Raw genomic sequence first — 23,322 nt, forward strand, 5'->3', positions numbered from 1 at the left:
CTTCGTTGTTTTTGCGGTGATGAAATCGCCGGCGCGCTCGAATGACGCGCCGGCAAATTACCCGTGACTAGGCAGCGAGGCGTTATCGCCAGCCACGGCGGTAGCCTTCTTCGTTTCAAGGCGCAGATACCGCCCCGCCAGCGCCGGCATCACCAGCAGGTTGAGCAGGGTCGACGTGGCGAGCCCGCCGAGGATCACAATCGCCATCGGCCCCTCCACTTCGCGCCCCGGCTCGCCATTGCCCAATGCCAGCGGAAGCAGGCCCAACGCAGTAACCAGTGCGGTCATCAGGATCGGCGTAAGGCGCTCGCGCGCACCGCGCAGCACGGTGAAGCGATTCCAGTGCACACCCTCTTCTTCCACCAGATGCTCGTAGTGGGAGATCAGCATGATGGTGTTGCGTGCGGAAATGCCGAACAGGGTGACGAAGCCGACCAGGGCACCGATAGAAAGCACGCCGCCGGTGATCGCTGCGGCAATCACGCCGCCCACCAAGGCAAACGGCACATTAGCGAGAATCAGGGCCACGCTGCGGCGATCCGGAAAAGCCATCATCAGCAAGGCCAGGATGCCGACACCGGCCAGACCACCGTGCAATAGCAGATCGTGACGCGCCTGCACCGCACCCTGGGCCGCACCGCCGAACTCGAGGTAGTAACCAGCGGGCAGCTTGATGCTCTTCGTCAGCGCGGCCTGCGCCTGCGCGACGAAACCGACGACATCTGTCGCGGTAGGCGTCACCGCCAGCACCAGACGACGACGGCCACCTTCGTGCGACACGTTCGCGCGCCCGTCCACCAGATCCGTGTCGGCCACCGAAGCAAGCGTCACGTTGCGGCCCGCCGGATTGCGCAGCAGCAACTGCCCCACTGCTTCGGGATCTTTCTGCGTGGCAGGATCGAGCTGCAGGCGGATCGCGATCGGCTGCACGCCGCTGAACACTTCGCCTGCCACTACACCCTGATGCGATGCGGCCAAGGCATCCAGCACATCTGTCATGCGCAGCCCGTAAGCCGCCAGACGCACCGGATCGGGTGCGATACGCAGCGTGGGCACCGTCGGCGCGTCGGCCAAACGCACGCCACCTGCACCCGGCACCTGCTGCATGGTTTGCTTCACTTGCGCGGCGAGCTGATCCAGTGTGTCCAGATCGTTGCCGTAGATGCTGATCGACACCGGCGCGGTTTCCCCGGACAGCGACTCGCCGATGCGGTCGCCGAGGAAGGTGACTACTTCCGCGCTGAGGCCGGGGTAGCTATCGAGCGCATCCTTCAACGCCTTCTCGATACGTATCTGGTCGTTCGCCGCGAGACCGGGCTTCAGCTCGACGTGGAACTCGCTCTGGTTCGGCGGCCAGGTGTCCTGCACCGCCTCGGCGCGACCGACCTGCTGCGATACGGTGGCTACACCGGGAATCGCCAGCACGTCCTTGCTAATGCTTTCGCCTAGCCGGTCCATTTCCTCAATCGATGTGCCGGAAGGGCCCATCACCTGCAGCACGAAATGGCCTTCGCGGAATTCCGGCAACAAGGAGGCACCGAAGAACGGCAGCGCCACCACCGCGGCAGCGCCCAGCAACAACGCGCCGATCAGCAAGGCGCGACTGTGCGGCAGCGCGCGCTCCAGCAAGCGATGCTGCGCGAGCTTCATGCGCTTGAGCCAGCGCGGCTCACGATGACGCTGGTCTGGCCGCAACAACAGCAGGCACAAGGCCGGCGTCACGGTCAGTGCGACCAACAGCGATGCGAAGGTCGCCAGCAGGAAGGCGCCGGCCAGCGGTGCGAAGAAGCTCCCCTGCAAGCCCGGCAGCAACAGGATCGGCAGGAACACCAGGCCCACTACCAGCGTGGCAAGCACCACTGGGCGGCGCACTTCGATCGAAGCGGCGAGGATCACCGGCACGCGCGGCGCCGCATTGCCAGCCTGGCGCAGACGCCGCGTAATGTTTTCAACGTCGATGATGGCGTCATCCACCACCACACCCAAAGCGACGGCGAGGCCGCCGAGGGTCATGGTGTTGACGGTCCAACCCAGCCACGGGAACAGCATCACCGCGACGGCGAGCGACAGCGGAATGCTCAGGAACGAGATCAACGCGGTGCGCCAATCGCGCAGGAACAACACCAGCACTACCAGCACCAGCACCGCGCCGAGCAGCAGCGCGCCGCGCATGTTCTTCAGCGCGACCTCCACGAAGGTGGCGGGGCGATGCAACGAGGCCACCAGCGTCACGCCCTGCTCTTTCAGCATCGGCTTGAGGTCCTCCAGCGCGGCCTCGACCGCGTGAGTGACTTCCAATGTGTTGGCGCCGTACTGGCTGTTGAGCGCCACCAGCACGCCGGGCTTGCCCATGATGCGCGAGTCGCCGAAGGCCGGCGCTGCGTGCTCGGCCACGTCCGCCACATCACCCAGCGTCACGTTGCGGCCGGCGTGCTGCGTGATCACCGCGCGCGCCAGCTGGCTGGGATCGCTCAAGGTGCCGTCCGCTTCAAGCACCACACGCTGTGCCGGTGTATCGACATAGCCGGCGCCGCGCACACCGCTGGCCGACGCCGCGGCCAGTCGCACGTCCTCCAGCGTGAGGCCGAACGCCGCGAGGCGATCGGGATGCACACGCACCTGCCATTCGCGCACGCCGCCGCCGAACACCGTGGCGTCCGCCACGCCGGCCACGGCGAGCAGACGCGGCTTGACGGTCCAGTCGGCGAGTGAGCGCAGGGCGATTGGATCCAGCTTGTCGCTGAGCAGGCCGAACTTGAGCAGGTCCATGGTGGACGACACCATCGGGCTCAACGTCGGCGTCTGCACGCCTTGCGGCAAACGCGTCGCCGCCTCGGTGACACGCTCGGCCAGCAACTGGCGATCACGGAACGGATCGCTGCCTTCCTTGAACACAACCGTGATCACGGCCAGGCCCTGGATCGACTGCGAGCGCACCACATCCACATCGGTGCCGCCATTCACGGCGTTCTCGATCGGCTGCGTTACGCGCTGCTCCACCTGCAACGCAGTGAAGCCCGGCGACTCCACCTGGATGGTGATTTCCGCCGGTACGAATTCGGGAAATACATCGTAGCTGGCGACGGTCAGATGCTTGACACCAAAGACCAGCAACAGGACCGCCAACAGCGCCACCCAGTACGGGTGACGCAACGCAGTGCGAATGATGGCAACCAACATCAGTCGCCACCCGCCGCCGCGCCAGCTTCGGCGGGTACCGGTGCGGCATCGAGTGCGATCAGCGCCTCAACGCCACGCGTCACGACTTTTTCGCCAGACTTGAACGGTTCGCCTACCAGCCAGCCGGATGGCGTCATCGCCAGCGCTTTCACGGCGCGGCGCTCGAAGTGCGTGGCGTCGCTGACTACATAGGCCCAGGCCACGCCATTCCAGCGCACCACCGCACTGCGCGGCAGCAACACGCCAGACAGCGACTCGCCCTTGCCCTGCAATTGCGCGGTCAACATCATGCCCGGCGTCAGCCCCGGCGCAGGAGCCTGCAACAACCAGCCACCAGCAAGTCCGGCACTGCTGCGTGGCAGCGGCCCTACCACCCGCGCATCCACCGCCTGTGCTGAAGACAAATGCAGACTCGCACCAGTCGCTGCAAAACCTGCCGGCGGTGGACTCAAAGGCTCGGCCTTGACCAACACCTCCTGCCCACCGAGCAACGCCTCCGCACGTGCGCGCAATGCATCGGCGCTCAGCGACGCGATGCTCGCACCCCAATCCACCCGCAACTGCGCCTGCAACTGCCGCAGCTTCGCCTGATCCGCTGCCGACTGCGCGCGCGCCGCCTCCACCGCCTTGCGCGACATATTCCCGTCCGCCGCAAACAGCGCCTGCACCCGCTTGTACTCCGCACCCGACGCCTCAGCCGCCGCCTGCGCCGCCGCCATATCGTCGACCGCCTTCGACAACGTCGACGGATCCAACACCTCCGCCGTCGCTGCCAACTCCGCCGGCGCCTGCGACGCCTGCAAAGCCGCCGTCGTCAAACCAAGCTTCGCCTGCCCTTCGGCATTGAGCTCCGTCGCCGCCGCCGTCACAGCGAAACCGCCCAGCAAGGTGACGACAAGACCGCGCAACAACGCGCGCTGATGGATTCGATTAGTCATCACAATTTCCTCGTGCGCAAAGCGCGTCGATGCGTGGCTCTTGATCTCCAGGTGCCCGCGCGGCAATGAAGGCTGGACGATCAGACCCCAAAGAAAAAACCATCCCGACGCCTGACACTGGAAAAGGCGCAGCTACAGCGCTGCTGGTATTGCCATTTCTTTTGGTTACTTTTCTTTGGGCAAGCAAAGAAAAGTGACCCGGACCGCGGCAGCGGTTCGGAAGCCCGCGGCAGGCGAGCCCGGTCGCGATAACGCCAACATCGGGGCGCTTCACTACTGGATCCCTGCCTGCGCAGGGATGACGAAGTAGAGAGGTCATCGCGAGCACCCGCCGCTCACCCCATCCCTTTTTCCAGAGGAGGAAGGAAGCGCAGAGCAATCGCCAAGCACAGAAACCTCATCCCCCTCCAACGGCGCCCTAACCGCATCCTCCACCGCCCCCAACGCCTGCTGCGCCTGATCAAGCGCCGTAAGCTCCGCCTGCCCCGCCGCCAACGCCGCCAGCTGCGCATTGAGCACCGCCACGCGGTCATCCTCACCATGCGCATGTCCAAGCTCGATCTGCCGCTGCAACTTCTGCGCAGCCTGCTGCCCACCGCGCGCCGCATTCAGAGCACGCAAGGCAGCGTCGTACTTGGCCGAGGCCGCGGCGATCTCGCTATCGATCGTTGCCTGCACCGCTTCCACATGCTTGCCGGCCGCTTCGCGACGCGCTTCGGCCTCGGCGATCGGGCCCTGGTTCTGATTGAAGATAGGCAGGGTGGTGCTGAGATTGAATTGGAGTTTGCGCACACCGTGGTCGTAGGTGTAGCCCGGCCCCAGCGAGACTTGCGGATACTGCGCGCGCACCTGCTGATGCAGTTCGGTTTCGCGGCTATCGTAATCAACCAGCGCGCGTTCCAGATCGGTGCGTGAGAGCTGTGCACGCTCGGCCAACGCGGGAAGTTTGTCGTTAATGGCAGCAGGCGTATCGAGCGTATCCCAGCGCAGATGGACATCGTCCAGCGCCGGCACCGGCACGCCGACGGCGCGCGCGAGCCTCGCCCTGGCATCGGCACTGCGCTGCGCGGCGGCAGCGGATTCGTTGCGCGCCTGCGCCAGCGTCTGCGCGGACTGCAGCACTTCGGCGGGCAGGGTTTCGCCCAACGCATGCCGTTGCTGCAATGCCGCCTGCAGCTCACCCGCTTTCGCCACGGTCTGTTCGGCCAACTGTTGCTGGCGCTGCGCCAGCATCACATCGGCCAGAGCGGTGCGCAGACTACGCCGCACATCCCACACTTTCTCCGCGTAATCCAGCCGCGCACCGCGTACACCCGCATTCGCCAGATCCGCGCGCAGACGGCGACGCAGCATGGTGTCGATCAGCATGTCGGTGGTGATGCCCCACAGCCACGGGCTGCTGCCAGCCTGCGATTGCGTGTAGCGCTCAAGCGCCAAACTGACGGTGGGATTGGGCAAGGCTTTGGCCGTCCGGACGGCCGCATCCGCTTCGGCCAGATGCGCGCGCGCCTCGGCCAGATCGGGATTCAACATCAACGCGGCCAGCAGCAGTTCGGAGCGGCCATAGGCCGGCGGCGGCCACGTCTCGCGACCAGCTGGCAACAGCGTGCGCATGCGTTCGGCCAGCGCGGGATCGTCCAGTCGTCGCGCCTGCCATTGCGCATGCGTGGCAGCGGTATCGATGGGCTTCGGCTCATAGCTCGCACAGCCCGCGAGCGCGAGCGCAACAGCTACGCAGAGCCATGCGTGCCGGCGAAGCAAGAGTCGGGAAACAGAAGGGGTCGGGGACATGGCGGTCATCGTGGCCGGTGGCGCTTAGGACACCCTTAAAACCTTACGTAATAACCGCCGAAGCGAAATTTCTTGCCGCGGATGCACGGCCCGCCGGGCCCACCATTACAACCCAATGACCAACAAATGACCAGATATTGACGCACCGCACCATCTTAAATAGCCTCGATTCATCGCAGCCCTGGGGAGGATTTGCTGCGATGCAGGACCCAAGGCACGAAGCCGTCACTTTCGCCTGATCGGGGATAATTACCATGAAAGAACGACTTAAGCGGCGCCCTTTGGCGCTCGCGGTACTGCCCTTGTGTTGTATGAATGCCCTCGCCGCCTCCGCAGCCTGGGCCGACGATAAACCCGCCGCCGATGCGGCCTCGCCCGACAAAGCAAGACAGCTCCAGCAAGTCGTCGTCACCGGTACCCGCGCCACCGACCGTACCGCTTCCGAATCACTCGCACCCATCGACGTACTGACTCCCGCGGATCTCACCGCCACCGGCAGTACCGATCTCGCCAGCGCACTCAGCAGCCTGCTCCCTTCGCTGGATTTCCCACGACCCGCCATCAACGACGGTAATGACGCGATCCGGCCGGCCAGCCTGCGCGGCCTGTCGCCGGATCAGGTGTTGGTATTGGTGGACGGCAAGCGTTACCACACCACCAGCCTGGTCAATTACAACTCGTCGGTGGGTCGTGGGTCGGCACCGGTGGATCTCAATTCGATTCCGATCGCCGCCATCGATCACATCGAAGTATTGCGCGATGGCGCTGCCGCGCAATACGGCTCCGACGCCATCGCGGGCGTGATCAACGTGGTGCTTAAGCGCGGTGGCCAACCGGGCAACAACAGTGTGACCGCCAGCGGTGGCGTGATGGACAAGGGCGACGGCGCGCAGAACGGCGTGCAGGGTTCGGTCGGCATCCCTCTCGGTGGCACCGGCAGCGATGCACCCGGCTGGGCGCGGCTGGCGTGGAATTACCAGAACGCGATGAACACCAATCGCGCCGAGAACAAGAACAGGGCCACCACACTGGCCGGCGCGCCCAACCCCAGCGGCATTCCGTACGAACGCTACGGCGACCCGGCGGTGAAGACGTACCAGCTGCTGCTCAACTTCGGCTACAACATCACGCCGAATATCGAGCTGTATGGCTACCTCAACGGCAGCAAGCGCGATGTCACTTCCAACGGCTATTACCGTGCATACAACTCGGCACGCAACGTGCCGGCGATCTATCCCAATGGTTTCCTGCCGCAGATTGTCAATCACAGCAACGACCTCGCCGCGGTGCTCGGCGTGCGCGGCAAGACCGATGGCGGCTGGCATTGGGATTTCTCGGCCGACCATGGCGAGAACAACCTGGTGTTCGACATCGCCAACAGCGTCAACACCAATCTGTATTACACGCTGGGCCACTCACCGACGTATTTCCACGCCGGCACTTTCCGCAACAAACAGAGCGTGGCCAACCTGGACCTGAGCAAGGACTTCGCTGTCGGCTTTCTGCCGAATCCACTCACGGTGGCGTTCGGCGGCGAGTACCGCAAGGAAACCTATGTGATCGATGCGGGCGATCCGGATTCGTACTTCTTCAATCCGGCGACGCTGATTCCTGGCACCACGACGCCGTATGCCGGTGGCTCGCAGGTGTATCCAGGCCTGACGCCGGAAGTGGCCGGCAGTTTCGGCCGCCACAGCGAAGCGGCGTATCTGGATCTGGAAACCGATCTCAGCAGCAAACTGTCGGCCGGCGTGGCAGCGCGCTACGAGCATTACAGCGATGCGGGTTCCACGCGCTCGGGCAAGCTCTCTGCGCGTTATCAGTTCACCGATACGTTCGCCCTGCGTGGCACCGTGTCGAACGGTTTCCGCGCACCGTCGCTGGCACAGCAGAACTACGAGTCGGTGGTGACGCTGATCCAGAACGGCCAGCTCGCGCAGATCGGCACCTTCCGCACGTCGGATCCCGCCGCTATCGCACTCGGCGCCAAACCACTGAAGCCAGAGAAGTCGACCAACTACGGCCTGGGGGCGGTGTGGCAGCCGTTCGACAACTTCAGCACCACGCTGGACCTGTATCAGATCCGCATTGGCAACGCGATCCTCTACTCCGACCAGATCGCGGTGAGCATCCCGAACAGCCAGGTGACCGGCGCGCAGTTCTTCGTCAACGGCGCCACCACGCGCACGCGTGGCGCGGACCTGATTGCCAATTACCGGCTGGATCTGGATGCGTGGGGCAAGCTGACGCTGACTGCCAGTGGCAACTACAACCAGACCAAAGTGTTGAGTATCTCGACACCGGCTTTTGGTCGCGCCAGCGAGGGTCTGCTCACCTCGTCGACGCCACGTACCAAGTATGTGTTCAGCGGCGACTGGGCGTTCCACGACTTCAACCTGCACACCAACCTGACCCGCTACGGCTCGGTGATCCGCCGCGGCGATATGGACGACGGAAGCCAGGATCAGAAGTTCGCGGCGCGCTGGCTGCTGGATCTGTCCGCCAGCTACAACCTGCAGGATTGGTCCTTCACCGTGGGCGCGGACAACCTCACCAACCAGTACCCGACCAAGGCGTCGCTGGCCAACGTGTACGAGGACCGTGCCGATGGTCTGCAGTACTCGTCGTTGTCGCCGTTCGGCTTCAACGGTCGCTACTGGTACGGCAAGGTCACGTATCGCTTCTGATGACGGAATCTCTCCACGCCACATAACTACTCCTCCCCCTGCAAGCAGGGGGAGGCTGGGAGGGGGTGCTCTTGGCACCGAGCTTCATGCATCCATGCAGGGCTTGACCCCACCTCAGCCCTCCCCTGCTTCACGCAGGGGAGGGAGCGGGTTGTCTCGATACATGCCGCGGAGAGATTTCGGACTGGCACTTAAAGTTCGAGGGGTATTCGATGCAAGGCGATAGCCACGGGTTTTCGATAAAACGGCGCGACCTGTTGCGCATGATCGGCGTCACCGCCGGCAGCGCCGTGATGTACCAGGCGATGAGTCGCCTGGGCATGGCGGCGGAGTCTAACTATCGCGGGCCTATCAAACTGGACGGCGCCCCCAAGGGTGCGTCCGTGCTGATTCTTGGCGCGGGCATCGCTGGCATGGTGGCGGCCTACGAGCTGCGCCAGGCTGGCTACCGCGTGCAGGTGCTGGAATACAACCATCGCGCCGGCGGACGTAACTGGTCGCTGCGCGGCGGCGACCGCTTCACCGAACTGGGGGGCTTCACCCAGCACTGCCAGTTCGAGCAGGGGCTTTACGTCAATCCGGGGCCGTGGCGCCTGCCGCATCATCATCACGGCATTCTCAGTTACTGCAAGAAGCTCGGCGTACCGCTGGAAGCGTATGTACAAGTCAACCACAACGCCTATCTGCACAACAGCAAGGCGTTCGGCGGCAAGCCGCAGCGCTATCGCGCCATCAATGCCGACTACCGCGGGCACGTGGCCGAACTGCTGGCCAAGACCACGCAGCAAGGCAAGCTCGACGCGGCGGTGAGCAAGGAAGATCAGGAATTGTTGCTGGAATCGCTGCGCGACTGGGGTGCGCTCGAAAAGAACCTGATTTACGCGCGTGGCATCAACAGCAGCAACCGGCGCGGCTTCGATAAAGATCCGGGCGGCGGTCTTTCCGCACGGCCATTGCCCTCACAGCCGATGGGCTTGAAGGATGTTCTTGATTCGCGGTTATGGACGGGCCTGTCCGCCGGCGAGATCTACGAATTTCAGACCACGCTATTCCAGCCGGTGGGCGGCATGGGCCAGATCGGCGAAGCCTTCGGTCGCGAGTTGAAGGATGTGATCCGCTACAACGCCAAGGTCACCGCGATCCAGCAGGACGAGCGCGGCGTCAGCGTCGCTTACGAAGACACCACCGCACCCGGAGTGACACACACCGCCAGCGCCGACTGGTGCCTATGCACGATCCCGCTGTCCATCCTCAGCCAGCTGCCGATCAACGTCAGTCAGCCGATGGCCGATGCGATCGCCGCGGTGCCGTATGCGGCCTCCGTAAAAGTGGGCCTGCAGTTCAAGCGGCGCTTCTGGGAAGAAGACGAGCATATCTACGGCGGCATCAGTTACACCGACCTGCCGATCGCCAACATCAGTTATCCGAGTACCGGCTATCACAGCGGCGGCAAAGGCGTGTTGCTCGGCGCCTATATCTGGGGCCTCAGTGCGTACGAGTTCACCGCGATGACACCGGAGCAGCGCGTGCAAAAAGCTGTGGAGTACGGCAGCCAGATCCACCCGCAGTATCGCGAGGAATTCGAAAACGGCGTGGCCGTGGGCTGGCATCGCTCGCCCTTCACTCTCGGCTGCTTCGGCGTGTGGACCGAGGAAGCGCGCGCAAAGCACTACGACAACCTGTGCAAGATCGATGGCCGCATCGTGCTCGCCGGCGAGCACGCTTCGTATCTGCCGGCCTGGCAGGAAGGCGCGGTGACTTCCGCGCTCGACGCCATCGGCCGCATCCATCAACGCGCCATCGCGGGAGGCAAAGTATGAAACGTATAAGCAAGGCGGTAGCCGCAGCCGTGCTGTGTTTCGCATCGTCACTGCATGCACAGTCGTCCGACAACGCCGGGCATATCGGCTCGAAGCTGGCCGCGGCCGATGGCGAAACCATCTTCCGCAGCATTTGCCAGGGCTGCCATATGCCTGATGCGAAAGGCGCACAGGGTGCCGGCACCTATCCCGCACTCACCGGCAATCCGCGATTGACATCGCCGCAATACATGGCCGCCGTGATCCTGCACGGACGCCGCGACATGCCGTCGTTCAAACCGACGCCCGGTGCGGAGGGTCGTTTTCTGGAAGATGCCAAACTCAGCGACACGCAGATCGCCGGCGTGATCAACTACATCCGCACCCACTTCGGCAATCAATACAGCGATAGCATCAGCGCCGAGGAAGTCGCCTCGATGCATCGCTGATGCGGTATCCGTCATCCCACTCAAGAGGAATGGTTTCATGCGCAAGCTCGCAGGCAGTCTCGCACCGTTATTGCTGCTCGCCGTCACGGCGGTCTCCGCGCAAGAAGTGGTGCGCTACAAAATCCCCAACAGCGATTTCCCCATCTCGGCGGCGGTTGAAGTACCGGCCGGCAAGGCCACGGTCTATGTCAGCGGCAACGTGCCGCCGGTGGTCGATGCGAAGGCGCCCAAGGATTCCGTCGCCGCCTATGGCGACACCAAGACCCAGACCATCGGCGTGCTCACTGCGATCGAGAAGCAGCTGAAGAGCATGCATCTGAGCATGGGCGACGTGGTGAAGATGCAGGTGTTCCTGGTCGGCGACGAAAGCCACGGCGGACGCATGGACTTTGCCGGCTTCATGGCCGGCTATACGCAGTTCTTCGGTACCAAGGATCAACCGAAGCTGCCGGCGCGCTCGGCATTCCAGATCGCCGCGCTGGGCAATCCAGGTTACCGGGTGGAGATTGAGGTGATTGCGGTACGGCCCTGATTTGGGGAACGGGGAACGGGGAACGGGGAACGGGTGATTACCGTGCCACCGACTACTGCAACGCCTCTTCTGTTCCTCGTTCCCAGCTCCCAACCCATTGCGCAAAAAAAAACGGCACCCTTCCGGATGCCGTTTTTCCGCGATGAAGCGCGATCAGTTCTTGGTGGCCTGAGCCTGTTCGATCAGGTCCAGGCGCATGGCGACACGGTCGATGTTGGCCAGCGACAGCAGGTGCGCATAGATCCAGCCGAACACGCCTTCCTTCAGGAATTCGTGCGAGGTCTTTTCGTCGAGATTGCGCAGCTTCTCCTCGCTGACCACGTACAGGCCATTGAGGTTGATCGACTTGCCGTCCTTCTCGAGACGGATGTTGCGCGGCTCGAGCAGGTCATGCTTGCGCAGCTGCTGCATGAACCACTGCGTGCGGGCCACGTGCTGCTGGAATTCGCCGAGGAAGTTCACGGCGTTGGAAAGCATTTCGCTGTCCGTGCCGTCTTCCTTGAACAGGCGCTCGCCTTCCTGATCGCCAAAGCCTTCGTAGGCCTCGTCGAGGAACACGGTGAAGTCATCGCCTTCCTGTTCGGCCGGCTTCTCGGCCAGCACGAACGGATAACGGCGCACGAAGGCCGGCACGTAGGTGTTGGCGGCCCACTGACCTTCGGCATCGACGAACAGGTTCTCGTTCTGGCGCAGACCAAGCAGAGCCATCGGGCCCGCTTCTTCCATGGTCTGGCCGGCGAACAGGATCGGCAGGTCGCGCGCGGCGGCCGGGAATTCCACGCCGGTGAGCGGCACCGAATGCACGCCAGCGGCGAACTTCAGGCTAGGAATGCCCTTGAGGCGCAGATCCTTGTGTTGGGTACGGTTGAGCGGCACAGGGCGCTCGTAGAAAAGAACTTCAGCCACGTCACTTACCTCTGCCCCGCCGTGCCGGGGTCGCCACCCAGGCTTCCCCTCCCAAACCCGGCGTCGGGTCTACAGATGAATGAGCACTATATCAGCGCCCGGGCGATCCCGGAAACCACCCGACGCGGGACCTATCTTTCAATCCTGACAAGCATTTGCATGCGTTTTGCAACGAAGTTGATCTATGCTGCGGAAAACCCGAGCACCGTTGCATTGTTTGAACGCTCTTTCGCTGTTGCCTGAAGGACGACTACATGCCGATGGAAGCCCCAATGCGGCTGATTGAAATGCCGAATCGCGTCGCCGACCTGCACTCGACCCGGGTGCTGTCGCTGGACGCTGGCGGCCGCATTCTTGACTGGATCAGCTGGCAGGAAGCCGTTTGCCTCTACGTCCGCGAGGCCGTGGCCTGGACCCTCGGCGACCCTTGTCTGACCGTGCATGGCGGGCATAACCGCGAGCTCGGCGAACAGAGCCGTCTGCATCTGCACCCGATCGTCGCCAGCACCGGCCATTGCCACGACCACGCCATCGACCCGGCACCGGCCCTGACCAATACCGCGTTGTTCGCGCGCGACCGCTATATCTGTCTGTATTGCGGCGAGCGCTTCAGCCGCGGCGAACTGACTCGCGACCATGTGCTTCCGATCTCCAAGCGCGGCAAGGACGAGTGGGAGAACGTGGTCAGCGCCTGCCTCGCCTGCAATCTGAGGAAGAGCAACCGCACCCCGCAGCAGGCCAACATGCCCTTGCTGGCCGTGCCGTACCGGCCGAGCTGGGTGGAGCACCTGATCCTGTCCAACCGCAACATCCTGGCTGACCAGATGGAATTCCTGGTCAACCACCTGCCCCGCGACCGCCGTCCGATGATGGCCTGAGGCAGGCTCAACGCCTGCCCGCCTGTCGCGCATCCTCGACCGCTTCCTCGAACTTCGCCAGATCGCCCCGCGCCGCTTCCGCCAGCCGCGCGTAGTGGCGGCGGATCAATTCCAGCTCCTGTTCGTCCAGCTCTTCCAGGGCTAGCAGTGCGTTGTGCGCCCGGCTGCTGCAGATCAGTTCGTCCAGCTTGATCTGCAAGGCGGCGCTGTCGCGGTTCTGCGTGCTCTGGATCAGGAACACCATCAGAAACGTGATGATGGTGGTGCCGGTGTTGATCACCAATTGCCAGGTATCGCCAAAGTGGAACAGCGGGCCGGTAAGGGCCCAGATCAAGACCACCAGCACAGCCAGCAGGAAGGCGGCGGGCCTGCCGGCGTAACGGGCGGTGGCATCGGAAAAGCGGCGGAAAGCGGTCTGCGCGGTCATGGCACGCTCCTTAAGCCGGGTGTGCGGATGGCTTAAACACTGGCTCCCGCCGCGTCAGGACGATGTGACACAGGCTTTTGTCCTGCCTGAACGAAGTGCATGACACCACAGCTTCACGATTCCGCCCTTGCTCCGCCCTGCCGCTGGTTCAACAATACGCGGATGAACGATTTGTCCCACTACCCCCATCTGGCGACCATCGACACGCCGGCCGACCTGCGCCGCGTCCCCGATGAGGAGCTTCCTGCCGTCGCGGAAGAACTGCGCCGCTATCTGATCGAAGCCGTCGCCAGCTCGGGCGGCCACTTCGGCGCGGGCCTGGGCGTGGTGGAACTCACCGTGGCGCTACACCACGTGTTCGACACCCCCAACGACCGCCTGGTCTGGGACGTCGGCCACCAGTGCTATCCGCACAAGATCCTCACCGGCCGCCGCGACCGCATCACCAGCATCAAAAAGAAGGACGGCCTGGCGCCGTTCCCGCGCCGCGAAGAAAGCGAGTACGACACCTTCGGCGTCGGCCACTCCTCCACCTCGATTTCGGCTGCGCTGGGCATGGCCATCGCCGCGCAGCGCAAAGGCGATCCGCGCAAATTCGTGGCGGTGATCGGCGACGGCGCGATGACCGCCGGCATGGCCTTCGAAGCGCTTAACCACGGCGGCGACGTGGAGCCGAACATGCTGGTGGTGTTCAACGACAACGGCATGTCGATCAGTGAGAACGTCGGCGCACTCACCAAGATGATGGCCCGCGCGATGGCCAGCCACACGCTTAATGTGTGGCGCGAGCGCGCCAAGCGTGCGATCCCCAAGCAGTCGTTCTTTGGCCGCTTCTTCAAGCGCTGGGAAGAACACGCCAAGGGCATGTTCGTGCCGAGCACGCTGTTCGAGGAACTGGGCTTTCACTACACCGGCCCGATCGACGGTCACAACATTCCGCAACTGTTGCATGCATTGCGCACGGTGAAGGAACTGCCCGGCCCGCAGCTGCTGCACGTGATCACCACCAAGGGCAAGGGCTACGCGCCGGCCGAGCAGGCGCAGATCGAATACCACGCGGTGGGTCCGTTCGATCCGCAGGCCGGCCTGGTGAAAAAGGCCGGCCCGGCCAAGCCGACCTATACCGACATCTTCAGCGACTGGCTGTGCGATCAGGCCGCGGCCGACGAGCGCCTGCTCGGCATCACGCCGGCCATGCGCGAAGGCTCCGGCCTGGTGCGCTTCTCCAAGGAATACCCGCAGCGCTATTTCGACGTGGCGATTGCCGAGCAGCATGCAGTGACGCTGGCCGCCGGCATGGCTTGCGAAGGCGCCAAGCCGGTGGTGGCGATCTACTCCACCTTCCTGCAGCGCGCCTACGATCAGGCCATCCATGACGTGGCGATCCAGAACCTCGACGTCACCTTCGCCATCGACCGCGCTGGCGTAGTCGGTCCGGACGGCGCGACGCACTCAGGTAGCTTCGACCTGAGCTTCCTGCGCTGCCTGCCTAACATGATGATCATGGCGCCGGCCGACGAAAACGAATGCCGCATGATGCTCAGCACCGGCTTCGCCTACAACGGCCCCGCCGCCGTGCGCTATCCGCGCGGCACCGGCCCCGGCGTACCGCTGCGCAAGGAACTGGAAACCCTGCCGATCGGCAAGGCCGAACTGCGCCGCCGCGGCCGTCGTCTTGCGCTGCTGAGCTTCGGCGCGATGTTGGCGCCGGCTGCCGAGATTGCCGCCGAGATGGACGCGACGCTGGTCAACATGCGCTTCGTGAAGCCGCTGGATGAGGCGATGATTCTCGAGCTAGCGAAGACCCACGAAGCTTTCGTCACGCTGGAAGACAACGCCGTCGCCGGCGGCGCCGGCTCGGGTGTTGCGGAATGTCTCGCCGCACATGGCGTAACTCTGCCGATCCTGCATCTCGGCCTTCCGGACGTCTATCTGGAACATGGCAGCCGCGAGCAAGTGCTGACCATGGCCGGGCTTGATCTGCCTGGCATCCGCAACGCGATTCGCGCACGGTTCCCGATGCTGGCATCGTCCGCAGTCACTAGCGTCAGCTAAAACCCGGATCGAATCGCCATAGAAAAAGCCGGCCTTTTCAGGCCGGCTTTTTTGTACGGAACGAGCGAGCTTACTTCAGCCCATTCGCCATCGCCTTGATCAAGGTACCCGTGGAGTCATCGCCGCTGAACTCCCACGAGAAGGCGCCGCCGAGCGACTGCGACTTCACATAGCTCATCTTGCGCTGGATGTTGGCCGGATCATCGAAGCTCCAGAACGTGCTGCCGTTGTAGATCCAGTGCGCACCGGCGCTGGTGTTGTCGAACGCCGGGTAGCCCAGGTTCTTCAGCACCTTGTAGTCCTCGATGCCGGCTTCATAAGTGCCCGGTGCCGCGGTGGTGCTGGTCTGGAACAGGCCGTTGTTGGCGTTCGGCACATTGGTCCAGCCGCGGCCGTAGAAACCGATGCCGAGGTTGATCTTGGACGCAGGCATGCCGGCCGCGATCAAGGCCTGGATTGCATCGTTGGTGTTGTACTTCGCCGCGTCACCGGTCGAGGGATCGCCCAGCGGCGCATACAGCGCGGAGTGGAAGTTGGTCGGGCTCTCCCATGGACCATGGAAGTCGTAAGTCATCAGGTTCACGAAGTCGATGTACTGCGCATACTGATTCGGCTGCGTGACCCGGATCTTGTCGACACCCGCACCGCCCGCGATGGTCAGCAACAGACCCGGGCGCACCGCATCCAGCTGGCGGCGGAACTCGGCCAGCAGCGCGTTGAAGTTCGCGGTGTCAGCGCTGGTACCGCAGCTGAGGCCGCACGCGGCCGGATACTCCCAGTCGATGTCGATACCGTCGAACACGCCGGCCGCCGCGCCAGCACCACCCGCGCTGTCGGTCACCGGCAGGTTGCCTTTGATGTACGCGTCGATGCACGAAGCGACGAAGGACTGCCGATTGGCCGCCGTCGCCGCGCTGGCGAAACCGCGCGACCAGGTCCAGCCGCCAAGCGAGATCAGCACCTTCAGGTTGGGGTACTTGGCCTTCAGCTCCTTCAGCTGGTTCCAGTTGCCACGCAGCGGCTGGTTCCAGGTATCAGCCACGCCACTTACGCTGCTGGAGGCGTCATACGACTTGGTGTAGTCGGCATACGCATCGCCACCCACGCCGGTGTTCGGGTCCGATGCCTGGGTCACGCCCACTTCGCAGATGTTGTTGCGCACATTGCCGAACGCATAGTTGATGTGCGTCAGCACTGCCGCCGAGCCGCTGGTGTCGATGTTCTTCACCTGATAGTTGCGGCCGTAGATACCCCACTGCGTGAAGTAGCCAAGCACGCGCTTGCCACCGCCGCCGCCGCTGGCTGCGGTCTTCGCACTGATCGCCGAGCTCTGCGCCGAGGCATTGCCGGCGTTGTCGCGCGCACGCACGGTGTAGCTATAACTGGTGTTCGCCGCGAGACCGGTGTCGGTATAGCTGGTGGCGCTGGTCGTACCGACCAGGGTGCCGCCGCGGTACACGTCATAGCCCGCCACGCCACTGCCGCCGGTGTTGTCGGTCGAGGCCGTCCACGACAGCGAGATGGTGCTGGAAGTCTGCGAGGTAGATGCGAGTCCCGCGGGCACGCTCGGCGGCGTGGTGTCACCACCGCTGGCGGGATTCACCGTGATGCTTACCGTAGCCGAGGTGCCGGTGAGGCCGCCATTGTCGGTCGCCACGGCTTTCAGCGTGTAGCTGCCGGCCGAGACGTTGCTCCACGTGATCGAGTAAGGCGACGCCGTAGCTGCGCCCAGCGAGGTGGAACCATTGAAGAACTCCACCTTGGTGACCGTGCCATCACTATCGGCAGCGGTCGCCGTCAGTGTGATGTTCGCGCCCGCGGTAAACGTGGCGCCGTTGGCCGGTGCGGTGAGCGTGGCGGTCGGCGGTTGATTGGTGGTGGCGCCGCATTGGCCAAGGTCCTGATACCAGCCGCAGCTCGCACAGTAGTTGGGCGGTGTATTCCAGATCTGCGTGAGCGCCTGATACAGATGGTTGTTGTAGACCATCTTGTCGCCCGCGTTGTAGATGGTGGTGGCGTTCCACGCCGCCACGCCGGCACAGGTCGCGCTCTGCGCCTGCGCCGCTCCGCTCCACAAGGCCGCTGGCACGATCGCCAGCAGCAAAAATATTCTCAACAGGATGCGCATGACATGACTCCAGTGATCGAATGAGAGTTCGAACAGCTGGACGACGCGACACAGTTCGCCGGATACGTGCACACCATGCAGCCAGGTTCTGGATGACATGGTTCAAACATCCCTGTCAGTGCCCGTTATGCCGCCCGACTCCGGTCCCCGCCGGTACTGCCTGCCGGGCCCTCCCCAACGGTGTGTGACGCCCCTCCCCAGCCCCCGCCAGTGCTGACACCCCGGGCGCCAGCCGCGTCACTTGACTCTCAGTTGACAACGTTGTCAATCGGACATTTGGAAGGCTGAGCGCGCGAACACAGTCCGCCCTCCGGGCCGTCAACGAGCACATCGATTAGATCGAGAAAGGCCTTGCTCGGCCGGGATAACAGCCGCCGCTGACGCGGTCGCGGCCTTCCAGATCCCGAACGGTTTCGACGTCGACATAGCCGGCCGCGGCCAGCAAAGCCCTCACTGGCGGGCCTTGATCCCAACCATGCTCCATCAGCAGCCAGCCGTCGGGCTGCAAGTGGGCGGGCGCCGCCGCCACAATCTGGCGGATCGCATCCAGACCATCCGCACCCGACGCCAGGGCACCGGCCGGCTCAAAGCGCAGGTCGCCCTGGCCCAGATGCGGATCGTCCGCTTCGATATAGGGTGGGTTGGAAACGATCACCGCGAAGGACTCGTTAGACAACGGTGTCATCCAGCTGCCCTGCACGAACCGGACGTTGCCGATACCCAACCGCTGCGCATTGCGGCGCGCCACGCTCAGTGCTTCGGCGCTGACATCCACGGCGCTTACCTGCGCTCGCGGCCGCTCATGCGCAATAGCTAGCGCAATGGCACCGCTGCCGGTGCCGAGATCGGCGACTTGCAGCGTCTGGTCAGATGGCAAATGCCGGAGCGCGAGTTCTACCAGCAGCTCGGTTTCCGGGCGCGGAATCAGCGTGGCCGGTGTTACTTCCAGTTCCAGCGACCAGAAGCCGCGACGGCCGGTGATGTACGCCACGGGCTCACCCGCGGCACGACGCGCGACCAGCGCGTCATAGACCGCGATGACTTTTGCATCCAGCACATCCGTGTCGTGCGCAATCAGCCAGCTGCGCCGCTTTTCCAACACATGCAGCAACAGCGCCTCAGCATCGACACGTTCGCCAAGGCGCTGCGTGGCAGCGGCCAGTACGCCACGGACATCAGGCATCGTTTGCGGCCCCCTCCGGTTGCGTCGGCGATTCCGGCGGCGCACTCGGCTTCGGCGCGGCCTTGCGCCAGTAGCCGTCTTTCGTCCACGCCTCGAAGCCCCAGCGCAGCCAGCCAATCAAGGCGTTCGCCAACCACAGCGCCCACGCCAGCATGGCGATCTTGTAGACCCACAGCGACACGCTGAACACGCCCGCGCGCGGCAGCACATCCAGTGTTTGATCGGCGAACCAGCGCAACTGCCACGCGGCGGAGTCATTGCCGGCGACATGCATGTCCGGCAGGCCCAGCAACCCCTTGGGCACTGCCGAGATCAGCACCGCCAGCGCGATCAGGGTGAGTCCCGCGAGCCCTGCCTGCGTCAGATTGAAACCGGCGCGGCCAAGCCGCTCGGACGGCAGACGCAGGCGCAGCCCCAGCAGAATCAGCCACACCACCACCAGCGCATAGGCACTCCACGCGAACGCGGAGAAGCCGAGCCCCAGCAGCAGCCAGTGATGGAAGCGCAGCGGCGTCGGCGCAAAACGCGCGAGCAGCCATGCCGCCAGCAGCAACACCACCAACTGCGACCAATACATCACGGCGGGACCGGCGGTCGGACCCCATGTCCACAGCACCCAGCGGTCTTCCGGCAGGTTCAGGTCGAGCGAGATATTCGCGACTGGCGCCTGCAGGGCCAGCACCGAGGTGCGCGTCACCACGGACACGCCATGCGGCTCACGCAAGCGCAATTCAAAGCGATGCTGACCCGGCAGCATCGGCAGACCGAGCTTGTTGTCGCGGATGGCGAGGCTGAGAGTGTCGCCGTCACGCGATGCTTCCAGCAGTTCGACGCCTGCCGGCAGATTGATCGCGTGTTCGCCGCCACGAGTGCTGCGCGCGAGCAAGCTCAGCGTGGTTTCGGTCGCGCGATCGCCTACTGCATGACTTACCTGCACGCTGTCGAAAGCCAGGCTGTCGCCTGCCATCGCCTTCGGCTGCGTCAACGCGAGCTGCAAGGTTTCACCTGGGAGCGGCTGGAACACCAGGCCGCCATCGTTCTGGGTCATCGGCACGCCGCTGCTGTCCACATGCCAGATTGGCGCGACCTGCAACTGCCATTGCTCGGCGCGCTCGCCAAGTGCCGGCGCTTTCAGTTCGAGCTTGTCGGTGTGGTCCAGCCGGCTGGTCCAGCTCACTTGCTGCTGACCCGCATTGAAGGTCACGCCAATGCGTCCGTCATGGACGCGGGCATCGTCGCCCAGCGGATGCTCGCCGGATAGCAGCGGAAGTTCGAGACTGAAACCGCCGTCGCGTGGCGCGATGCGTTCGACCGTGTTCTCCACCGTCCAGTCCACGCCGAGCACCAGCGTGCGGGTAACGCGCACATACGGCGGGAACGTCTGCGCCGCGGCCGCCACTTCCTTGCCATCGGCACCGGCGCGCACGCGATGCAGCGCGAGGCTATCGCCCAACACGCGCCCCGCGTCCACACCGTCCAGCACCCAGCCCTGGCCACTGAAGGTCACGTGCTGCGGCCGCAATGCAAAGCGCAGGCTGGCCGTATCGGTGTTGTCCACGCGGTAGCGCAAAGCGATGCGATGCACGCCGCGCTCCAGCCGCACCAGGGCCTGCTCGCCGCGCTGTGCGAGTGGCGCATCGGCATGTCCGTCGACACTCACATCCAGCAACTGCAAGGCCGCATCCGCACGCGGCAGCGGTACCGCCACCGGCGCGCCGGCATGCACTTCCATATCGAGCTGGATCTGCTCACCGTTCGCCTGCAATGCCGCCGATGCGACCACCGCGCAATCCGGCACGCACTTCGGCGCTTCGGTAAGACGGCCCTGCAACTGCCGCAGCAATTCATCGCTGGGCAGTGACTGTGCCTGCGCATGCGGCAACACGGCGAAAAGCAGCAGCGCCGCGCCAGCACGCGCAAACGGCCATGAGCGCCACGCACTACCCGCCGACGCGAACAGCCGCAGCACGATCCTGCCCAGCAAGGCCACCAGCAGACCAAGCATCAGCACACGCAACAGACGCACCAGCCATGCCGGCGCAATGACCAGGCGTGTGGTCTGCTCCGTGGCGATAGGGCCGGACCAGCCGAGGCGATAATTGTTGCCGACATTCCACGAAGGTTCGCCGCGGCCGGCCTGGATCACGCTGTGGTTATCCGCGGCGTGGGCGAAGCGGTTGCCGGGTGGAATCACGGAGCCGGTGACCACGACGCTTTGCAGCGAGGGTGAAGCATTTGCATAACCTTCCGTTGCACTGTCGATATCAGCCGCGGGAGCCGCTGGCGCAGGTGGCGCCCTCATCGCGACGATCTTCGGCGGCGGCTGATTCGGTGCGGGAATTGCATTGGTCGACGCTTCATCGACAGCCGGCGCCACTTGGGCGTTGGCCTTGGATGTACGCCGATCCGGCGCGTATTCCTGCGACAAAACTTCGTGGCCGATATTGATGCCTTGGCCTTCCAGTTGCGGATGCAAGGCGTAATCCATCTGTGTGGCAGCAAACGGCAGCGTCCACAACACAGCGAGCGCGAGGGTGGCGCCCGCACCGATGCGCGCGCCCAGACGCAACCTTCCCTCCGGCAGCGCACGCGCAAGCAGCCCAAGCGCAAGCGCTACGCCCAGTGTCCAGCGCGGTGCACCTGATTCATGCTGCGACAGTGCGAGGAAAAATACCGCCAACAAAGCCCAGGGCCAGCCAAGCAGGCGACCCGCGAGCAAAGCCATCAAAGCGACGATGAAAAGATCGAGCAGGCTCCATTGCGCGATCCACGAATCCGGCGAACGATCCGCACCGCTCGCACCGATCAGGCGATAGCCATAGGGAAGATGCAAAGTGCCATCGATCCCTTCCAGCGGCAGCTGCCAACCGCCGCTGGGCAGCGCGCCGCTGTGCGACGGAAGGCGCATGCCCGCTTGCAGATTCAATTCCGACTCGCGCAGCTCCACGCCGCTGCGGCCCTCACCGGCCGCGGTAATCAGCAAGGGCGTTTCGCCCTGCGTCGCGCGCTGCAGTTGCCACGGCGCGGCGACATCCAGGCGCTGCCGTTGCCGCAAGGTGCCATTGAGCTGATCGCTGACATTGAGGCCACGGCCATCGAAGTCCAACCACATCTGTCGTTGCACCTGGATCTGGTCGCCCTGCCCGCCTTCGCCGCCGCGCGTGCCCTGCTCCACAGCAAGGCCACTGTCATCGTCCAGCACAAAGGCCGGCAGCTCCTGCCAGTCGCCCGGCACACCAGCCTGTGACGCATCAGTCGCCTGTCCCTGCACACGCGTGCTGCGCAAGCCGGGATCGTCGGCATAGCTCCAGATTTCCTGACGCGGCCACGGCTGCGCCGGCAGTTTCAGCGCCACCTGCTGCAAGGTGTCAGTGCTGCGCGCGTCCAGATGCAGCGTCCACTGACCGGGACGCAGCTGGATACGCAGTTGTCCATCGTTCTCCAACCGTGCCGGCAGATCACCGCTCAATGCGGTTGCGACGAAACCCTTCGGCAGCGCCGGCCCCAGCAACTGCTCGCGCGCGCTGCCGGTGACATTCAATTGCAGCTGCGTCTCCAAGGTCGCGGGCAAACCATCTTCAAGACGACGATAGACCCGCAGTGATAGCGCATCGGCCGCGCGCTGTGCTTCGGCCGCTTCGCCCAGAGTGAGCTGCTCACCGTTGCGCTCCACGCGATTCACCGTATGGCCATCCAGATTCAGCGCCACCAGGCCGATGGCATTCGGTACGCGCAACCGCGCCGGTCGCGCATCCCAGGGCAGCACGCCGTGCAGTGAATAATCGCCAGGTTCCAGCCACAGCATCGGCTGGCCGTTGCGATGAAGCACGGTCAGCGGCTTGCCGCCCACCGTGACCTGCTGCGGCCAGTTGCGCTCGTCGCCGGGCAGACTGACCCAGCCAGGGGCGTCGACATGCACGTCGAGACTGAAACGCCCGCCGTCCTTGCCCGCATCCAGGGCCAGGCGGCCAGGCCATGCGCACTGATAGCTGCCGGCATTAGGCGCCGTAGTGGCGAGGAACGGACAAGCATGTTGCGGTACGTCGTGCAGCGCCCAGTCTTTCCAGTCGCGCAACGGTGGCGGCACGTCCTGCGCGAATGCCGAGACGGCGATCGCCAGCCCTCCGAACAACCATCCCCATCGACGCATACCTGTCTCCCTGTAGCCGTCAGTGGCCGCCGTGCAGTGTAGGTGGATTCGGCGGCGTGATGAAAAGCACTGCTGGGGATAGAACGGGATGTAAAGGCGAATGGGGTTGGATTGAAGAGAAAAGAGCTTTTGGCGCGGGAAAGGATGGCTCAAGCCCCCCCTCCCAGCCTCCCCCTGCAAGCAGGGGGAGGAGTCAGAGCTTGCGACATCCAACTCCCT

15 protein-coding genes are annotated in these 23,322 nt (G+C 64.2%); 7 read left to right on the forward strand and 8 right to left on the reverse strand.

Annotated elements, in window-relative coordinates:
- Nucleotides 1-57 precede the first annotated feature (57 nt).
- The 3 genes from BM338_RS01460 to BM338_RS01470 all read right to left on the reverse strand — a co-directional run bounded on the left by BM338_RS01460 (nucleotide 58) and on the right by BM338_RS01470 (nucleotide 5,909).
- Nucleotides 58-3,180: an efflux RND transporter permease subunit gene (locus tag BM338_RS01460; protein WP_090449005.1), complete on the reverse strand. Its 3,123-nt coding sequence runs from the start codon at nucleotides 3,178-3,180 to the stop codon at nucleotides 58-60.
- Nucleotides 3,180-4,118 carry an efflux RND transporter periplasmic adaptor subunit gene (locus tag BM338_RS01465; RefSeq protein ID WP_090449006.1) on the reverse strand — a complete coding sequence of 313 codons (939 nt, stop codon included), beginning with the start codon at nucleotides 4,116-4,118 and terminating at the stop codon, nucleotides 3,180-3,182. The genes BM338_RS01460 and BM338_RS01465 overlap by 1 nt, the downstream gene beginning before the upstream one ends.
- A 315-nt stretch (nucleotides 4,119-4,433) precedes the next feature.
- Nucleotides 4,434-5,909 carry a TolC family protein gene (locus tag BM338_RS01470; RefSeq protein WP_177229192.1) on the reverse strand — a complete coding sequence of 492 codons (1,476 nt, stop codon included), beginning with the start codon at nucleotides 5,907-5,909 and terminating at the stop codon, nucleotides 4,434-4,436.
- 254 nt (nucleotides 5,910-6,163) lie between these two features.
- Here BM338_RS01470 and BM338_RS01475 point away from each other — a divergent pair, with 254 nt between their 5' ends.
- From BM338_RS01475 to BM338_RS01490, 4 genes are all read left to right on the forward strand, one after another.
- The gene (locus tag BM338_RS01475; protein ID WP_090449008.1) at nucleotides 6,164-8,596 is read left to right on the forward strand and encodes a TonB-dependent receptor plug domain-containing protein; all 2,433 of its coding nucleotides are present in this window, start codon (nucleotides 6,164-6,166) and stop codon (nucleotides 8,594-8,596) included.
- 212 nt (nucleotides 8,597-8,808) lie between these two features.
- Nucleotides 8,809-10,416 (forward strand): flavin monoamine oxidase family protein, encoded by a 1,608-nt coding sequence (locus BM338_RS01480; RefSeq protein WP_090449009.1) that lies wholly within the window; start codon nucleotides 8,809-8,811, stop codon nucleotides 10,414-10,416.
- Entirely contained in the window at nucleotides 10,413-10,844 is a 432-nt protein-coding gene (locus tag BM338_RS01485; RefSeq protein ID WP_090449010.1) for a c-type cytochrome, read from the forward strand. The genes BM338_RS01480 and BM338_RS01485 overlap by 4 nt, the downstream gene beginning before the upstream one ends.
- 37 nt (nucleotides 10,845-10,881) lie before the next feature.
- Nucleotides 10,882-11,376 (forward strand): RidA family protein, encoded by a 495-nt coding sequence (locus tag BM338_RS01490; RefSeq protein ID WP_090449011.1) that lies wholly within the window; start codon nucleotides 10,882-10,884, stop codon nucleotides 11,374-11,376.
- A 153-nt stretch (nucleotides 11,377-11,529) separates the two neighbouring features.
- Here BM338_RS01490 and BM338_RS01495 read toward each other — a convergent pair whose 3' ends face one another.
- Nucleotides 11,530-12,282 carry a SapC family protein gene (locus BM338_RS01495; protein WP_090449012.1) on the reverse strand — a complete coding sequence of 251 codons (753 nt, stop codon included), beginning with the start codon at nucleotides 12,280-12,282 and terminating at the stop codon, nucleotides 11,530-11,532.
- A 75-nt stretch (nucleotides 12,283-12,357) separates the two neighbouring features.
- Between BM338_RS01495 and BM338_RS21540 the strand changes: the two genes are divergently transcribed.
- Together BM338_RS21540 and BM338_RS01500 are read left to right on the forward strand one after the other, a co-directional pair.
- On the forward strand, nucleotides 12,358-12,525 hold the full coding sequence (locus BM338_RS21540) for a hypothetical protein (RefSeq protein WP_177229193.1): 168 nt from the start codon (nucleotides 12,358-12,360) through the stop codon (nucleotides 12,523-12,525).
- 29 nt (nucleotides 12,526-12,554) lie between these two features.
- Nucleotides 12,555-13,160: an HNH endonuclease gene (locus BM338_RS01500; protein ID WP_090449013.1), complete on the forward strand. Its 606-nt coding sequence runs from the start codon at nucleotides 12,555-12,557 to the stop codon at nucleotides 13,158-13,160.
- A 7-nt stretch (nucleotides 13,161-13,167) separates the two neighbouring features.
- Here BM338_RS01500 and BM338_RS01505 read toward each other — a convergent pair whose 3' ends face one another.
- Entirely contained in the window at nucleotides 13,168-13,587 is a 420-nt protein-coding gene (locus BM338_RS01505) for a low affinity iron permease family protein (protein WP_090449014.1), read from the reverse strand.
- A gap of 162 nt (nucleotides 13,588-13,749) precedes the next feature.
- On the opposite strand from BM338_RS01505, the gene dxs reads away from it, so the two are divergent.
- Nucleotides 13,750-15,642: a 1-deoxy-D-xylulose-5-phosphate synthase gene (gene dxs / locus BM338_RS01510; RefSeq protein ID WP_090450051.1), complete on the forward strand. Its 1,893-nt coding sequence runs from the start codon at nucleotides 13,750-13,752 to the stop codon at nucleotides 15,640-15,642.
- A 70-nt stretch (nucleotides 15,643-15,712) separates the two neighbouring features.
- Here dxs and BM338_RS01515 read toward each other — a convergent pair whose 3' ends face one another.
- The 3 genes from BM338_RS01515 to BM338_RS01525 all read right to left on the reverse strand — a co-directional run bounded on the left by BM338_RS01515 (nucleotide 15,713) and on the right by BM338_RS01525 (nucleotide 23,103).
- Nucleotides 15,713-17,770: a glycosyl hydrolase family 18 protein gene (locus BM338_RS01515; RefSeq protein WP_090450052.1), complete on the reverse strand. Its 2,058-nt coding sequence runs from the start codon at nucleotides 17,768-17,770 to the stop codon at nucleotides 15,713-15,715.
- Between the two features lie 334 nt (nucleotides 17,771-18,104).
- Nucleotides 18,105-18,953, reverse strand: a complete 849-nt coding sequence (gene prmC, locus BM338_RS01520; RefSeq protein WP_090449015.1) for a peptide chain release factor N(5)-glutamine methyltransferase — start codon at nucleotides 18,951-18,953, stop codon at nucleotides 18,105-18,107.
- Nucleotides 18,946-23,103, reverse strand: coding sequence for a hypothetical protein (locus BM338_RS01525; protein WP_090449016.1), 4,158 nt, complete (start codon nucleotides 23,101-23,103; stop codon nucleotides 18,946-18,948). The genes prmC and BM338_RS01525 overlap by 8 nt, the downstream gene beginning before the upstream one ends.
- Nucleotides 23,104-23,322: the final 219 nt, after the last annotated feature.

The organism is Dyella sp. OK004 (assembly GCF_900114495.1).
GTDB lineage: Bacteria > Pseudomonadota > Gammaproteobacteria > Xanthomonadales > Rhodanobacteraceae > Dyella_D.

Coding starts and splice junctions, on each gene's coding strand:
- BM338_RS21540 (WP_177229193.1), top strand. CDS start 12,358: ATGAATGAGCACTATATCAGCGCCCGGGCGATCCCGGAAACCACCCGA.
- dxs (WP_090450051.1), top strand. CDS start 13,750: ATGAACGATTTGTCCCACTACCCCCATCTGGCGACCATCGACACGCCG.
- prmC (WP_090449015.1), bottom strand. CDS start 18,953: ATGCCTGATGTCCGTGGCGTACTGGCCGCTGCCACGCAGCGCCTTGGC.
- BM338_RS01500 (WP_090449013.1), top strand. CDS start 12,555: ATGCGGCTGATTGAAATGCCGAATCGCGTCGCCGACCTGCACTCGACC.
- BM338_RS01485 (WP_090449010.1), top strand. CDS start 10,413: ATGAAACGTATAAGCAAGGCGGTAGCCGCAGCCGTGCTGTGTTTCGCA.
- BM338_RS01490 (WP_090449011.1), top strand. CDS start 10,882: ATGCGCAAGCTCGCAGGCAGTCTCGCACCGTTATTGCTGCTCGCCGTC.
- BM338_RS01465 (WP_090449006.1), bottom strand. CDS start 4,118: ATGACTAATCGAATCCATCAGCGCGCGTTGTTGCGCGGTCTTGTCGTC.
- BM338_RS01480 (WP_090449009.1), top strand. CDS start 8,809: ATGCAAGGCGATAGCCACGGGTTTTCGATAAAACGGCGCGACCTGTTG.
- BM338_RS01505 (WP_090449014.1), bottom strand. CDS start 13,587: ATGACCGCGCAGACCGCTTTCCGCCGCTTTTCCGATGCCACCGCCCGT.
- BM338_RS01475 (WP_090449008.1), top strand. CDS start 6,164: ATGAAAGAACGACTTAAGCGGCGCCCTTTGGCGCTCGCGGTACTGCCC.
- BM338_RS01515 (WP_090450052.1), bottom strand. CDS start 17,770: ATGCGCATCCTGTTGAGAATATTTTTGCTGCTGGCGATCGTGCCAGCG.
- BM338_RS01525 (WP_090449016.1), bottom strand. CDS start 23,103: ATGCGTCGATGGGGATGGTTGTTCGGAGGGCTGGCGATCGCCGTCTCG.
- BM338_RS01460 (WP_090449005.1), bottom strand. CDS start 3,180: ATGTTGGTTGCCATCATTCGCACTGCGTTGCGTCACCCGTACTGGGTG.
- BM338_RS01470 (WP_177229192.1), bottom strand. CDS start 5,909: ATGTCCCCGACCCCTTCTGTTTCCCGACTCTTGCTTCGCCGGCACGCA.